Annotated in this window: 14 protein-coding genes; 11 read left to right on the forward strand and 3 right to left on the reverse strand. The window is 55.1% G+C overall.

What is annotated here, in order from left to right; translation table 11 throughout:
- Nucleotides 1–26: 26 nt before the first annotated feature.
- Together flgK and flgL are read left to right on the forward strand one after the other, a co-directional pair.
- Complete coding sequence (gene flgK, locus ACW9E7_RS06810) at nucleotides 27–1,667, forward strand: flagellar hook-associated protein FlgK (RefSeq protein ID WP_111965536.1); 1,641 nt, start codon at nucleotides 27–29, stop codon at nucleotides 1,665–1,667.
- 14 nt (nucleotides 1,668–1,681) lie between these two features.
- Nucleotides 1,682–2,635: a flagellar hook-associated protein FlgL gene (flgL, locus tag ACW9E7_RS06815; RefSeq protein WP_033145208.1), complete on the forward strand. Its 954-nt coding sequence runs from the start codon at nucleotides 1,682–1,684 to the stop codon at nucleotides 2,633–2,635.
- 75 nt (nucleotides 2,636–2,710) lie between these two features.
- Here flgL and ACW9E7_RS06820 read toward each other — a convergent pair whose 3' ends face one another.
- Nucleotides 2,711–3,925, reverse strand: coding sequence for an MFS transporter (locus ACW9E7_RS06820; RefSeq protein WP_458727457.1), 1,215 nt, complete (start codon nucleotides 3,923–3,925; stop codon nucleotides 2,711–2,713).
- Between the two features lie 145 nt (nucleotides 3,926–4,070).
- Between ACW9E7_RS06820 and ACW9E7_RS06825 the strand changes: the two genes are divergently transcribed.
- Nucleotides 4,071–4,973 carry a LysR family transcriptional regulator gene (locus tag ACW9E7_RS06825; protein WP_458727458.1) on the forward strand — a complete coding sequence of 301 codons (903 nt, stop codon included), beginning with the start codon at nucleotides 4,071–4,073 and terminating at the stop codon, nucleotides 4,971–4,973.
- A gap of 48 nt (nucleotides 4,974–5,021) precedes the next feature.
- Here ACW9E7_RS06825 and rne read toward each other — a convergent pair whose 3' ends face one another.
- Nucleotides 5,022–8,141, reverse strand: a complete 3,120-nt coding sequence (gene rne, locus ACW9E7_RS06830; protein WP_458727459.1) for a ribonuclease E — start codon at nucleotides 8,139–8,141, stop codon at nucleotides 5,022–5,024.
- A 572-nt stretch (nucleotides 8,142–8,713) separates the two neighbouring features.
- On the opposite strand from rne, the gene rluC reads away from it, so the two are divergent.
- Nucleotides 8,714–9,661, forward strand: a complete 948-nt coding sequence (gene rluC, locus ACW9E7_RS06835) for a 23S rRNA pseudouridine(955/2504/2580) synthase RluC (RefSeq protein WP_021240761.1) — start codon at nucleotides 8,714–8,716, stop codon at nucleotides 9,659–9,661.
- Between the two features lie 65 nt (nucleotides 9,662–9,726).
- Here the strand turns inward: rluC and ACW9E7_RS06840 are convergent, their stop codons facing one another.
- Nucleotides 9,727–10,311 carry a Maf family protein gene (locus ACW9E7_RS06840; protein ID WP_458727460.1) on the reverse strand — a complete coding sequence of 195 codons (585 nt, stop codon included), beginning with the start codon at nucleotides 10,309–10,311 and terminating at the stop codon, nucleotides 9,727–9,729.
- Between the two features lie 140 nt (nucleotides 10,312–10,451).
- On the opposite strand from ACW9E7_RS06840, the gene yceD reads away from it, so the two are divergent.
- The 7 genes from yceD (at nucleotide 10,452) to acpP (ending at nucleotide 15,320) form a co-directional block, all read left to right on the forward strand.
- Nucleotides 10,452–10,973, forward strand: coding sequence for a 23S rRNA accumulation protein YceD (gene yceD / locus ACW9E7_RS06845; RefSeq protein WP_014883375.1), 522 nt, complete (start codon nucleotides 10,452–10,454; stop codon nucleotides 10,971–10,973).
- 16 nt (nucleotides 10,974–10,989) lie between these two features.
- On the forward strand, nucleotides 10,990–11,163 hold the full coding sequence (gene rpmF / locus ACW9E7_RS06850) for a 50S ribosomal protein L32 (RefSeq protein ID WP_003857964.1): 174 nt from the start codon (nucleotides 10,990–10,992) through the stop codon (nucleotides 11,161–11,163).
- Nucleotides 11,164–11,243: 80 nt separating this feature from the next.
- Nucleotides 11,244–12,278: a phosphate acyltransferase PlsX gene (gene plsX, locus ACW9E7_RS06855; protein ID WP_060568787.1), complete on the forward strand. Its 1,035-nt coding sequence runs from the start codon at nucleotides 11,244–11,246 to the stop codon at nucleotides 12,276–12,278.
- Between the two features lie 6 nt (nucleotides 12,279–12,284).
- Entirely contained in the window at nucleotides 12,285–13,238 is a 954-nt protein-coding gene (locus ACW9E7_RS06860) for a beta-ketoacyl-ACP synthase III (protein ID WP_115874729.1), read from the forward strand.
- A 15-nt stretch (nucleotides 13,239–13,253) separates the two neighbouring features.
- Entirely contained in the window at nucleotides 13,254–14,183 is a 930-nt protein-coding gene (gene fabD, locus ACW9E7_RS06865; RefSeq protein ID WP_458727461.1) for an ACP S-malonyltransferase, read from the forward strand.
- Nucleotides 14,184–14,195: 12 nt separating this feature from the next.
- Nucleotides 14,196–14,930, forward strand: coding sequence for a 3-oxoacyl-ACP reductase FabG (fabG, locus tag ACW9E7_RS06870; RefSeq protein WP_008500795.1), 735 nt, complete (start codon nucleotides 14,196–14,198; stop codon nucleotides 14,928–14,930).
- A gap of 153 nt (nucleotides 14,931–15,083) precedes the next feature.
- Nucleotides 15,084–15,320 (forward strand): acyl carrier protein, encoded by a 237-nt coding sequence (acpP, locus tag ACW9E7_RS06875; protein ID WP_003857954.1) that lies wholly within the window; start codon nucleotides 15,084–15,086, stop codon nucleotides 15,318–15,320.
- Nucleotides 15,321–15,401: the final 81 nt, after the last annotated feature.

The raw sequence follows: 15,401 nt of genomic DNA on the forward strand, positions 1-15,401 counted from the left end.
TGTCTGAACGTATAAAAGGAACCCCCATGTCCAGTTTGATTAACAGCGCCATGAGTGGCCTCAGTGCTGCGCAGTCGGCACTCAATACCGTCAGTAATAATATTTCAAGCTATAACGTGGCAGGTTACACCCGCCAGACCACGGTGCTGGGCGCATCTAACAGCACGCTGACCGGCGGTGGCTGGGTGGGTAACGGGGTGTATGTCTCCGGTGTCCAGCGTGAGTATGACGCCTTCATCACCAACCAGCTGCGCGCCGCGCAGACGCAGAGCAGCGGTCTGACGACGCGCTATCAGCAGATGTCAAAAATCGACGATGTGCTCTCTGATACCACCAACTCGCTTTCCACCACCCTGCAGGATTTCTTCAAAAGCCTGCAAACGCTGGTGAGCAACGCGGAAGACCCGGCTGCACGTCAGACGGTGCTGGGTAAAGCGGGTGGTCTGGTCAATCAGTTCAAAACCAACGATCAGTATCTGCGCGATCAGGATACGCAGGTCAATACCGCCATTGGGACCAGCGTGTCTCAGATCAACAACTATGCCAAACAGATTGCGAACCTGAACGATCAGATCTCTCGTCTGACCGGCGTCGGCGCGGGCGCATCGCCTAACGATCTGCTCGACCAGCGCGATCAGCTCGTCAATGAGCTGAACAAAATCGTCGGCGTGGAAGTGTCTGTTCAGGATAGCGGTACGTTTAACATCTCTTTCGGCAACGGTTACAGCCTGGTTCAGGGCAGCAAAGCTAACCAGCTGGCTGCCGTGAAGTCGAGTGCAGATCCGGCCCGTACCACCGTGGCCTATGTCGACGACGTAGCGGGTAATGTCGAGATCCCGGAAAAGATGATTACCACCGGTTCTTTGGGCGGTTTACTGACCTTCCGCACGGAAGATCTTGATAAAGCTCGTAACACCCTGAACCAGATGGCGCTGGCCTTTGCAGATTCAATGAACACGCAGCATGAAGCCGGCTTTGATGCGAACGGTGATGCGGGCGGTAAGCTGTTCAACTTCGGCTCTCCGGCGGTCCTGTCCAGCAGCAAGAACGGCGGTTCGGCGGTTGTTACGGCTTCTGTAGCGGACAGCAAGCAGGTCCAGGCGACAGACTATAAGCTGCAGTTTAACGGCACTGACTGGACGGTTACCCGTACTTCAGACAAAACCAGCTTTACGATGAGCCCGGATGCCAGCGGCAATCTGTCGTTTGATGGCCTAAACGTCAACGTAAGCGGTACGGCAAACACCAAAGACAGCTTTACCGTGAAGCCTGTTTCCAACGTCATCATGAACATGGAACTCGCGATCAGCGACGAGTCCAAGCTGGCGATGGCATCGGTGCAGAACGGCGGCGAGAGTGATAATCGCAACGGCCAGAAACTGCTCGATCTGCAAAACGGCAAAGTGGTGGGGGGAAACAAAACCTTCAACGATGCGTATGCCTCTCTCGTCAGTACCGTCGGTAGCTCAACGGCGTCACTGAAGGTGAGCAGCCAGACGAAAGCCAACGTGGAGACGCAGTTAATCAAGCAGCAGCAGACCATCTCTGGGGTAAACCTCGACGAAGAGTATGGCAATTTGCAGCGTTATCAGCAGTATTACCTGGCGAACGCCCAGGTTCTCCAGACTGCCAGTACGCTCTTCGATGCAATTATCAACATTCGTTAAGGTTGAGGTGAACAATGCGTATTAGCACCCAGATGATGTACGAGCAGAACATGCGTGGGATCACCGATTCCCAGAGCAGATGGCTGAGCTACGGTGAGCAGATGTCCACCGGCAAGCGCGTCAATCGTCCTTCAGACGATCCTATCGCCGCGTCGCAGGCCATCGTTCTGTCACAGTCTCAGTCGCAAAACAGCCAGTTTGCGCTCGCGCGCACCTTTGCTACACAGAAGGTCTCGCTGGAAGATAACGTGTTAACCCAGGTCAACACCGCGATCTCGAGCGTGCGCGAGAAGCTCGTTTATGCGTCGAACGGCACGTTAAGCGATGACGACCGTCTTTCTCTGGCGACCGATATTCAGGGGATCCGCGATCAGCTTATGAACCTGGCCAACACGACGGATGGTAATGGTCGCTTTATCTTTGCGGGATACAAAACCGAGAGCGCACCGTTTGATGCCGCGACCGGGGATTACAACGGCGGCGCAGAGGCCATCACGCAGCAGGTTGATACGGCGCGAAATATGACCATTAGTCATACCGGCCAGCAAATTTTCGAAAGCATTACCAGTAATGCAGAACAGCTGCCGGGCGGTGGATATGGCCAGACGAACATGTTCAAAATCCTGGATTCTGCGATTGCGTCGCTGAAGACGCCGATTGAAAACGATCCGGCTGCTGCCACGGCGCAAAGCCAGGTGATTGCCAATGCGCAAATCGGCATCAAAAACTCCCAGAACAATGTCCTGACGGTCGTTGCGGATGTGGGAACCAAGATGAACGAGCTGGAAAAACTCGATACGCTGGGTGATGACCGCGCGCTGGGTCAGACCAAGCAGATGAGCGATCTGGTGGATGTTGACTGGAACGAAGCGATTTCCTCTTACACCATGCAGCAGGCGGCCTTGCAGGCGTCTTATAAAGCGTTTAGCGATATGCAGGGCATGTCTCTGTTCCAGCTGAACAAATAACATCTTGACCTCTTGGAACATGTCTTGAAACTGGGCATGTTTTACTGCCCAATCCGCCTGGATTGGGCATTTTTTTTATGCAACTTCTGCTGATGCGGAGGCGACACGCGCGCTTTCAATCAGACGAATTGCCAGTGCAATGACGCCACAGACTGTCGCCAGCGCGACCACACCCGTCCAGCCAGTCAGCGAGTAGATATTGCTGCCTAACGCGGAACCCAGCGCCATCCCGATAAAGACCACCGTAAAGAGCAGGGCGTTGAGACGACCCCGAGCCTGTGGTTCAAGGCTGTATACCAGGTTCTGGTGAGCGACCAGGCTTGACTGCAGACCCAGGTCGAACCCGACGGCAGAGATGGCGATCAGAATCAGCTGTCCATGAACGCCCAGCGCGGGCATCAGGAACATCAGGGCAAATGAGACGGTCACCAGAACGGCACCAAGCTGCGTGACTTTTCCTGCGCCCAGTTTATCCGCCAGACCCCCTGCCAGCGGGGCAGCTAACGCACCGGCGGCACCTGCAATACCAAAACCACCCGCTACGGCACTGCCCAGGTGATAGTGCTCAAGCAGCATGACCGCAAGCGTAGACCAGAAGGCGCTAAAGGCAATCGACAGAAAGCCTTGAGCCAGCGCCGCACGGCGCAGCGCCGGATAGCGACGCCACAGGTGTTCCATTGAGCGCATCAGCGCGGGGTAGCTCAGCGTGGAGTGAATGGCAAAACGGGGAAGCACAAACCACATCATCACGCCGATGAACGCAATGCTCGCCGCCGCCAGCTGGTACATGACGCGCCAGCCAAACGCTTCACCCACCACGCCGCTCACGGTTCTTGATAATAAGATACCCATCAGCAGCCCGGTCATTACCGTGCCCACGGTTTTCCCCTGTTTACCTTCCGGCGCAAGGATGGCCGCGGCAGGGACGATATCCTGTGCCATGGTGGCGGCCATGCCGATGAGCAGGCTTGCCAGCAGCAGAGAGTGGATCTGCCCGGTCAGGCTACAGCCGAGAAGAAACAGCGCCAGCGCCGCACTCTTTATCAGGATTAACGTCCTGCGGTCGTGGCGATCGCCGAGCGGAAGCAGGAACAGGATCCCCAGGGCATATCCCGCCTGGGTGAGCGTCGGGACCATGCCCATTCCTTCGATGCTCAGGTGAAGGTCTGCGCCCATCAGCGGCAGCAGAGGCTGGGCATAATAGATTGATGCCACGCTGAAACCTGCACCGATCGCCAGCATTAAAATCACCCAGCGGCTCACGGCATGGGCGGCGGTTGTTGTGTTCATAAGAAGTTCCTCATTCGTCGTGTGAGGCTATTTTTTATCAGTACGCCTTGCGACGGTAGCGGGCCCGGTGGTAAAACGCTTATACGTTGAACGTATAAGTGAAAAGGCAATGAAAAGAGCTGAGCGTATAGACAGGGTGGAGTTAATGCGGACGTTTGTTCGCATCGTGGAGGCGGGTTCCCTCTCTGCGGCGGCACGGCAGCTGGCCACCACCCAGGCCACTGTGAGCAGACGGTTACAGTCGCTTGAGACCATGCTGGGCGTACGCCTGATATTGCGCACCACCCACACGACGCGGCTGACGGATGACGGCGAGCGCTGCTATCAGCACGCCCGTCGGGTGATTGACAGCTGGCTGGCGCTGGAAGATGAGGTGGGGCAGACGGAAGATGAGCCGGTAGGCGTGCTGCGGGTGCGAGCTCCCCACGCGTTTGGTCAGGATCAGCTTCTTAAACCCGTAACCGAATTTTTGCAACGCTATCCGCAGCTTTCGATTGAGTGGATGCTCAACGACAGGTCGGCGGATTTCCTCGGTGACAACCTGGACTGTGCTATTCGGGTAGGCGTGGAGGTCGATCCGGCGACCGTATCCGTGCTGCTGGCGGAGGTGCCGCGCTCGGTGGTCGCTTCTCCGGCACTGCTGGCCCGTTTTCCAGCGGTTACCACGCCGGAGGATTTGCAGCAGTTTCCCTGGATAGCCATCAGCTCTTTCTACCAGCGCCACGTGGAGCTATTTCACGATGCTTCGCCCGCCACCGCGCGGATTGCTATTACGCCACGGCTAAGCACCGACAGCCTGTATGTCGCACGTAACACTGCACTCACCGGGCTTGGCGTGGCGGTGGTCTCCAGCTGGACGGTACAGGACGATATTCAGGAAGGGCGGCTGGTGCATTTGCTGCCGGAGTGGCAGCCAGCGGCGTTACCGGTGCATCTGGTTTATCCCTGGTCCCGTTATTATCCGGCACGCTTGCGGCGTTTTCTGGAGTTGATGCGGCAGGTCATGCCGGAGGTGACCGGGATGAGGAAGCCCGTGCAGCAGCCATAAAAAAAGCCGACCCTCAGGTCGGCTTTTTACTTTCAGCGTCGTTTGTCGTTATTCGACAGACTGTGGACGCGTTGCCGGTGCAGTCGCCTGATGCGTTGCACTGTGGCCACCGGCTGCGCCTTTACCTTCGAAGCTGAATGCCGGGCGAACCCAGTCGCTGTGACGCGGTGCTTCAGGCACGTAATCCGGCGCCGGAGCGCGCGTCATTGGTGCTGTCGCCACGTGGGCAGCGGCTGGCGCAGAAACAACCGGCTCAGATTTCACTTCAGGCGCTTTCGGTTCTTCAACAACCGGTTCAACCTCAATCTCAACGTCCTGAACGATTTCTTCAGCGGTCGTTTCGACGATGGCTTCAGCGGTGTCTTCCACTGCGGCTACAGGTTCAGCTTCTTCAGCGATTTCCTCAGCCACCACGACATCTTCTTCAGCAATAAGCTGCGGTGCGGCATCAACCGGCGCGGCAATCACTTCCGGATGCGTGGTTTCGACTTCAGCTGCCTGAGGGGCTGCAGTTTCAACAACCTGAGGTTCTACCACCGTTGCCGCTTCAGTCACGACCTCTTCTACCGCTGCCGCAGGTGCAATAACCTCTTCGGTTACTGGCTGTTCTTCAACAACCTGCTCCGGACGCGCTACCGGGTAGCGGATCCAGACTTTGCCGGAGGCCATTTCTGGTGAAGCACAGGCAATGGTCAGCGGCATTGGCGACTGAGTTGGGTAACGCTCGTCACGATAGCGACGACGGCGCTGGCCGCTGACGCGCAGATGACGTGGGGAACGACGTGAACGGCGCGGCATGCCGGCGTTATCACGGTTTTCACCGTTATCATCCTGCTCAACGTTGTTATCAACGACCGCTGGCAGGTCAACTTTTGCAAGCTGAGTACCGGCTGCGCTCTCGCGGGTTTCAACCGGGACAATTGCTGACTCTTCGGTTGCTTCGGAGGCGAAACGAACTTTCTGAGCAAGCTGGCGCTGCTTACGACGCGGCATGACCTGAGTACGTTCTTCCTGCTCGCCGTCCTGCTGTTCAACAGGCTCTTCGCGGTTCAGGTTTTTGACTTCCTGCTGTGCCTGACGCTTCTCGTCGTTACGGCGACGGTTGCGTTCACGGCGCGGCTGCTGGTCGTCACGCTGTTTGCTCTTCTCAGACTCATCGCCCGCCTGCTGGCGAATTTCACGATCTTCAACATTCTGCTGTTGTTTCTCGCGACGGTTGCGACGGTTGTCTTCGCGTTGCTCACGGCCTTCGTTATTCTCAGAGCGGTTATCACGGTTGTCACGACGCTCGCTGCGGTCATTGCGCTCGCTACGGTCGTTACGGTCGCGGCGGTTGTTCTGACGCTTACGGCGGTCCTGCTGACGCTCAGGCTTGGCCGCTTTTGGCTCTTCTTTCGGCTGCTCTGGCTGAACTTCCTCACCGGCAAACATCTTCTTAAGCGCGCCGAAGAAGCGGCTCAGCAGACCAGGCTGCGCCGGCTGGGCTTTCGCTGCCATTGCTTCAGGTTTCTGCGCCGCAGGTTTGGCCGCCGGTTTTTCCAGGGCTGCTTCAGGCGGTGCTTCAGGCATAATGAAGGTCGCTAACGCAGGCTGCTCAGGCAGCTTGCGCTCGGCTGGCTCTTCATCGGACGGCAGGGCCATCTCTTCTTCATGCAGCTTCGGCAGCAGGTAGCTGAGCGTTGACGTCTCTTCGCCTTTACGGACACGCAGCACGTGATAGTGCGGGGTTTCCATCTGATCGTTTGGCACGATGATGCAGCGAACGCCGCCCTGGCGAGCTTCAATTGCACTTACTGCTGCACGTTTTTCGTTCAGCAGGTAGGAGGCAATTGGCACAGGGACAATCGCGTGAACCTCTTTGGTATTCTCTTTCAGCGCTTCTTCTTCAATCAGACGCAGAATCGAGAGGGACAGCGATTCGTTATCACGCACGGTACCGGTGCCGGAGCAGCGTGGGCAGACGTGATGGCTGGACTCACCCAGCGACGGGCTCAGACGCTGACGGGACATCTCCAGCAGGCCAAAGCGTGAGATATGGCTAATCTGAATACGCGCTCTGTCCTGACGCACCGCTTCGCGCAGACGGTTTTCAACCGCACGCTGGTGGCGAACAGGGGTCATGTCGATGAAGTCGATAACAATCAGACCACCCAGGTCGCGCAGGCGGAGCTGGCGGGCGATTTCATCAGCGGCTTCGAGGTTAGTGTTGAAAGCAGTCTCTTCGATATCTCCACCGCGAGTTGCACGCGCGGAGTTGATGTCGATAGCGGTCAGCGCTTCAGTGGTATCAATAACGATAGAACCGCCGGATGGCAGACGTACTTCACGCTGGAAGGCGGACTCAATCTGGGATTCGATCTGATAGTGGCTGAACAGCGGTATTTCACCGGTGTATAGTTTAATTTTGCTGGTGAAATCCGGACGACCCAGCGCGGCAATGTGCTGGCGCGCCAGCTCAAGTACTTTCGGGTTATCGATCAGAATTTCACCGATGTCCTGACGCAGGTAGTCACGGAAGGCACGCACGATAACGTTGCTTTCCTGGTGGATCAGGAACGGAGCAGGGCGGCTTTCCGCTGCTTTCTGGATGGCTTCCCAGTGCTTCAGACGGAAGCTCAGGTCCCACTGCAGCGCTTCGGCGGATTTGCCAACGCCTGCGGTACGCACGATAAGCCCCATGCCATCAGGCAGCTCGAGGCTTGCCAGCGCTTCTTTCAGCTCGGTACGGTCATCACCTTCGATACGGCGAGAGATGCCACCCGCACGCGGGTTGTTTGGCATCAGAACCAGATAGCTCCCTGCCAGGCTGATAAAGGTTGTCAGTGCGGCACCTTTGTTGCCGCGCTCTTCTTTATCAATCTGAACGATAACTTCCTGACCTTCACGCAGCACATCTTTGATGTTTGGGCGGCCATGGGCGTTGTAGTTTGCAGGGAAATATTCGCGGGCAATTTCTTTCAGAGGGAGGAAACCATGACGCTCAGCACCGTAATCGACAAATGCAGCTTCAAGGCTTGGTTCAATGCGGGTGATTTTACCTTTGTAAATGTTCGCTTTTTTCTGTTCGTGTCCAGGACTTTCGATATCCAGATCGTACAGGCGCTGCCCATCCACAAGGGCGACACGCAACTCTTCTTGCTGAGTTGCGTTGATTAACATTCTTTTCATCGTAACTTACTCGTTATTCTTACATTGACGACAAAGCTGCGGGCAAGGTGACGCTTTCCGGGGTATGAACCGATGGCCTCGTGTCTGTTCACGTCGCCAACCTCACGGTTGTCGCTCGCTTAAGAGGCGCAGAGTGTCGGTTGCCTGTATTTCATACGGAAACACAGCGCAATTATCAGGGGAATTGCCTGGGTAGAACTCTCCAGAGAACAATCCTTATACCGGGAAGTACTGCAACCCGCAGCCCGCTAACTGCCTGAAAGATCAATACGTCTTACGCCATTGCTGCGTGGATGATCGGTCAGACAAAATTGGTCATTCCGTCAACATCCTTACTTAACCAGGATTTAACACGGAAAACAGCCTCATTATTCCACTGCTCGCCGGGTTATAGCAAGATGACTTTTACCAATTATCACCCGGTTACTCACAGTTTCTTCACTTCAGAATGGCGATTGGTTTAATAACCACCAAATCGGTTGCGCGAAACGGGTAGCAGGCCGGATAAAAGTAAATATAAGCATAGAAAAATGAGTGGCGCTAATGGCTGGCGATATTTAGAATCGCCAACCATGAAAACAGAGACTCCAGCCGTAAAAATGGTTGCCATCGCCGAAGATGAAGCGGGGCAGCGTATCGATAACTTTTTGCGCACCCAGCTAAAAGGGGTGCCAAAGAGCATGATTTACCGCATTCTGCGTAAGGGCGAGGTGCGGGTTAACAAAAAACGCGTGAAGCCCGAGTACAAACTCGAAGCCGGTGACGAAGTGCGTATTCCACCGGTGCGCGTGGCAGAGCGTGAAGAAGAGACCGTATCACCGAAGCTACAGAAAGTGGCGGCCCTGAGTGATGTGATCCTTTATGAAGACGACCACATTCTGGTGCTGAACAAACCGTCAGGGACGGCTGTTCATGGCGGTAGCGGTCTGAGCTTCGGGGTGATTGAAGGGCTGCGTGCCCTGCGCCCGGAAGCGCGCTTCCTTGAACTGGTGCATCGTCTTGACCGCGACACCTCTGGCGTTCTGCTGGTGGCGAAAAAGCGTTCCGCGCTGCGTTCTCTGCATGAACAGCTGCGTGAAAAAGGGATGCAGAAAGACTATCTGGCGCTGGTGCGCGGCCAGTGGCAGTCCCATGTTAAAGTGGTGCAGGCGCCGCTGCTGAAAAATATTCTGCAAAGCGGTGAGCGTATTGTCCGCGTGAGCCAGGAAGGGAAACCGTCTGAGACGCGCTTTAAGGTTGAAGAGCGCTATGAGTTTGCCACGCTGGTGCGCTGCAGTCCGGTCACCGGTCGCACCCACCAGATCCGCGTGCATACGCAGTTTGCAGGGCATCCCATCGCGTTTGATGACCGCTATGGCGACCGCGAGTTTGATAAGCAGCTGGCGGGAACGGGGCTGTCGCGTCTGTTCCTGCATGCGGCAGCGCTGAAGTTTACCCATCCGAATACCGGTGAAGTGATCCGTATTGAAGCGCCGCTGGATGAGCAGCTGAAACGCTGTCTTAAGGTTTTGCGCGGCTGATTTTGCCTTCCTCCCTCTCCCTGTGGGAGAGGGGCGGGTGAGGGCATCAGGCCGCAACGTCCCAGTCACATCGTCAGCGGATTACACTCTTCTCGTCTTAACATCTGACACAGGGCAATTAGCGGTAACCCCACCAGGGTGTTGGGATCCCGACCGTCCAGCTTGTCGAAAAGTGCAATCCCCAATCCTTCACTTTTAAAGCTCCCCGCGCAGTTCAGCGGTCGCTCACGGCGCACATAATCCATAATCTCCTGCTCGCTGAGATGGCGGAAGTGCACGTCGAACGGTTCGCATTCAGTTTGCAGATGACCGGAAGCGGAGTTGTAAAGCGCCAGGCCGGTATAAAAGGTCACGATAGTGCCTCGCGCACGCAGAAGCTGCTGGCAGGCGTTCTCCTCCGTATGGGGCTTGCCGGTGATTTCGCCGTCCAGTACGCAAACCTGATCGGAGCCTATAATCAAATGTGCGGGATAACGTGCTGCCAGCGACTGCGCTTTCTCTTTAGCGAGACGCGTCACCAGATGACGCGGTGATTCACCCGGCTGTGGCGTCTCATCAACCTCTGGCGCGGCGCATTCAAACGGGATCCCGAGCTTTTCCAGCAGCATTCGGCGATAGGGAGACGTGGAAGCAAGGACGAGATTTGGCATATTTTTATCACCAGATATAGCGTATCGATGCCAGCCATTTTAAACTACAGGCCGCAATGTGTGCGAATAATTGGCAAAAGGCAGCTCTGGTTGCCTTTTTCTTTGACTCTATGACGTTACAAAGTTAATATGCGCGCCCTATGCAAAAGGTAAAATTACCCCTGACTCTTGATCCGGTTCGTACGGCTCAAAAACGCCTCGATTATGAAGGTATCTATACTTCCGATCAGGCTGAGCGTATTGCCGAATCCGTAGTCAGTGTGGACAGTGATGTAGAATGCTCCATGTCGTTCGCTATCGACAACCAGCGTCTCGCCGTTTTAACCGGTGATGCGAAGGTAACGGTAACGCTCGAGTGTCAGCGTTGCGGGAAACCGTTTGTACAGCATGTTCACACAACGTATTGTTTCAGTCCGGTCCGTTCTGACGAACAGGCTGAAGCACTCCCGGAAGCGTATGAGCCGATTGAGGTTAACGAATTCGGTGAAATCGATCTTCTGGCTCTGGTTGAAGATGAAATCATCCTCACCTTGCCAGTAGTTCCGGTGCATGATTCTGAACACTGTGAAGTGTCCGAGGCGGACATGGTCTTTGGGGAACTGCCTGATGAAGCGCAAAAACCAAACCCATTTGCCGTATTAGCCAGCTTAAAGCGTAAGTAATTGAGGAGTAAGGTCCATGGCCGTACAACAGAATAAACCAACCCGTTCCAAACGTGGCATGCGTCGTTCCCATGACGCGCTGACCGCAGTTACCAGCCTGTCTGTAGACAAGACTTCTGGTGAGAAACACCTGCGTCACCACATCACCGCTGACGGTTTCTACCGCGGCCGCAAGGTTATCACTAAGTAATCACGCGCAAGCGTGATTAGGCTTAGTGAGGATTTCCCCGTGTAAACGGGGAATTTACCGAACCAGGCTGCGACGATACCTTGACACGTCTAACCCTGGCGTTAGATGTCATGGGGGGAGATTTTGGCCCTTCCGTGACAGTGCCTGCAGCATTGCAGGCACTGAATTCTAATTCGCAACTCACACTTCTTTTAGTCGGCAATCCCGACGCAATCACGCCATTACTCGCAAAAGCTGACTTTGAACAACGTTCGCGTCTGCAGATTATTCCTGCGCAGTCAGTTATTGCCAGTGATGCCCGACCCTCGCAGGCTATTCGCAATAGTCGTGGCAGCTCTATGCGGATAGCGCTGGAGTTGGTGAAAGAAGGGCGAGCCCAGGCTTGCGTTAGCGCGGGGAATACCGGCGCGCTGATGGGGCTGTCGAAATTACTGCTCAAACCTATTGAAGGTATTGAGCGCCCGGCGCTGGTGACGGTATTACCGCATCAGCAGAAGGGCAAGACGGTGGTGCTCGATTTAGGCGCTAACGTCGACTGTGATAGTACTATGCTGGCACAGTTTGCCGTGATGGGATCGGTGCTGGCAGAAGAAGTTGTCGGGATCAACACTCCCCGTGTTGCGTTACTGAACATTGGTGAAGAAGAGACCAAAGGCCTGGACAGCATTCGCGAAGCGGCTGAATTGCTCAAACAGGTTCCCTCCATCAACTATATTGGTTATCTCGAAGCCAATGAGTTGTTGACGGGTAAAACGGATGTTCTGGTGTGCGATGGCTTCACCGGAAACGTCACGTTGAAGACCATGGAAGGGGTCGTGCGCATGTTTCTTTCTCTGCTGAAATCTCAGGGAGAAGGCAAAAAAAGCGCCTGGTGGCTCATTTTATTGAAGCGTTGGCTACAAAAGAGCCTGACGCGGCGATTCAGTCACCTCAACCCCGACCAGTATAATGGCGCCTGTCTGTTAGGATTGCGCGGCATCGTGATTAAGAGTCATGGCGCCGCCAATCAGCGAGCATTTGCTGTCGCGATTGAACAGGCAGTGCAGGCGGTGCAGCGACAAGTCCCTCAGCGGATTGCCGCTCGCCTGGAATCTGTATTAGCTAAAAGTGACTGAGCGTACATGTATACGAAGATTTTAGGTACCGGCAGCTACCTGCCAAAACAAGTGCGTACCAACGCCGATCTGGAAAAAATGGTAGATACGTCTGACGAGTGGATTGTCACGCGCACAGGTATCCGTGAACGTCGTATTGCCGCGCCAGACGAAACAGTGTCGACCATGGGTTACGAAGCCGCACAGCGTGCTATCGAAATGGCGGGCATTGATAAAGAACAGATTGGTTTGATCGTGGTCGCCACGACGTCTGCCACGCATGCATTCCCAAGTGCAGCGTGCCAGGTGCAAAACATGCTCGGCATTAAAGGCTGTCCGGCGTTTGACGTCGCTGCAGCGTGCGCAGGCTTCACCTATGCGCTGAGCGTTGCCGATCAGTACGTGAAATCCGGTGCCGTTAAATATGCGCTGGTGATCGGTGCTGACGTGCTGGCGCGCACCTGCGATCCAACCGATCGCGGAACGATCATTATTTTTGGTGATGGCGCAGGCGCGGTGCTGCTGGGGCAGTCCGAAGAGCCGGGTATCATCTCTACGCATCTGCATGCTGATGGCAGCTACGGCGAGCTGTTGACTCTGCCTAACGCCGATCGCGTTAATCCGGACAACTCGATTTACCTGACCATGGCAGGGAACGAGGTGTTCAAGGTGGCGGTGACTGAGCTGGCACACATCGTTGATGAAACGCTGGAAGCGAATAACCTTGAGCGTTCCTCGCTCGACTGGCTGGTGCCGCATCAGGCGAACCTGCGCATCATCAGCGCGACCGCGAAAAAGCTGGGCATGTCGATGGATAACGTTGTTGTGACCCTTGATCGTCACGGCAACACTTCTGCGGCGTCGGTACCGTGCGCATTTGATGAAGCGGTACGCGATGGACGAATCAAACGGGGCCAGCTGGTCTTGCTTGAAGCCTTCGGTGGCGGGTTCACCTGGGGTTCCGCGCTGGTTCGTTTCTAGGATAAGGAATAAAAAATGACGCAATTTGCTTTTGTGTTCCCGGGCCAGGGCTCTCAAACCGTTGGGATGTTGTCTGAAATGGCAGCAAACTATCCGGTCATTGAGGAGACTTTCCGTGAAGCTTCTGATGCACTGGGTTATGATTTATGGGCGCTGACCCAGCAGGGGCCGGCCGAAGAGCTGAACAAAACCTGGCAGACCCAGCCAGCACTGCTGACCGCATCTGTTGCGCTGTGGCGCGTCTGGCAGCAGCAGGGCGGTAAAGCGCCAGCGCTGCTTGCAGGCCATAGCCTGGGTGAATACTCTGCGCTGGTGTGCGCCGGCGTGATCGGGTTTGCTGACGCGGTACGTCTGGTGGAACTGCGTGGTAAATTCATGCAGGAAGCGGTGCCGGAAGGCACGGGCGGCATGTCTGCCATTATCGGTCTGGATGATGCTGCAATTGCAAAAGCGTGTGAAGAATCTGCTGAAGGCCAGGTTGTCTCGCCGGTGAACTTCAACTCGCCGGGTCAGGTGGTTATCGCAGGCCATAAAGAAGCGGTTGAGCGTGCCGGTGCGGCCTGTAAAGCAGCGGGCGCTAAGCGTGCGCTGCCGCTGCCTGTCAGCGTGCCGTCTCACTGCGCGCTGATGAAGCCTGCTGCCGAGAAGCTGGCGGTTGAGCTGGAAAAAATTACCTTTAACGCACCGACGATTTCCGTTGTGAACAACGTCGATGTGAAATGCGAAACCGCGCCGGAAGCTATCCGTGACGCGCTGGTTCGCCAGCTCTATAGCCCGGTACAGTGGACCAAAACCGTTGAGTTTATGGCCGCACAGGGCGTTGAGCATCTGTATGAAGTCGGCCCAGGTAAAGTCCTCACCGGTCTGACAAAACGTATTGTTGACACCCTGACAGCCTCGGCGATTAACGAGCCGGAAGCGATGTCAGCGGCACTCTCGCAATAAAAGAGGAATACCATGAGTTTTGAAGGAAAAATCGCCCTGGTCACTGGCGCAAGCCGCGGTATCGGGCGTGCAATTGCTGAAACACTGGTTGCGCGCGGCGCGAAGGTGATTGGTACAGCAACCAGCGAGAATGGCGCTCAGGCCATCAGCGAGTATCTGGGTGCAAACGGTAAAGGTCTGGTACTGAATGTGACTGAACCTGCATCTATCGAATCTGTTCTGGAAAATATTCGCGCAGAGTTTGGCGAAGTGGATATTCTGGTAAACAATGCCGGGATCACTCGCGATAACCTGTTAATGCGAATGAAAGACGACGAGTGGAACGATATCATCGAAACCAACCTGTCATCTGTATTCCGTCTGTCAAAAGCGGTAATGCGCGCTATGATGAAAAAGCGTCATGGTCGTATTATCACTGTCGGTTCTGTGGTAGGTACCATGGGAAATGCTGGTCAGGCTAACTACGCTGCGGCGAAAGCAGGTCTGATTGGTTTCAGTAAGTCGCTGGCGCGTGAAGTTGCGTCCCGCGGTATTACGGTAAACGTTGTTGCTCCGGGCTTTATTGAAACGGACATGACGCGTGCGCTGACTGATGAGCAGCGTGCGGGTACGCTGGCGGCAGTTCCGGCGGGTCGTCTTGGCGACCCTAAAGAAATCGCCAGTGCGGTTGCATTTTTAGCCTCTGACGAAGCGGGTTACATCACTGGTGAGACCCTCCACGTCAACGGCGGGATGTATATGGTTTAACCACGATAAAAAAATTTGCGTTATTTGGGTAAAAGGCCTCAAAATAACGTAAAATCGTGGTAAGAACTGCCGGGATTTAGTTGCAAATTTTTCAACATTTTATACACTACGAAAACCATCGCGAAAGCGAGTTTTGATAGGAAATTTAAGAGTATGAGCACTATCGAAGAACGCGTTAAGAAAATTATCGGCGAACAGCTGGGCGTTAAGCAGGAAGAAGTTGTGAACTCCGCTTCCTTCGTTGAAGACCTGGGCGCAGATTCTCTTGACACCGTTGAGCTGGTAATGGCTCTGGAAGAAGAGTTTGATACTGAGATTCCGGACGAAGAAGCTGAGAAGATCACCACCGTTCAGGCTGCCATTGATTACATCAACGGTCACCAGGCGTAAGTGAACATCTCCAGGCGGTCATTCGACCGCCTGAGTTTTATCTTTTTTAGTCCCACGAATCTCTTTTTTTATCCCTCCCTG

It is taken from the genome of Enterobacter sp. H2G27, from assembly GCF_054403075.1.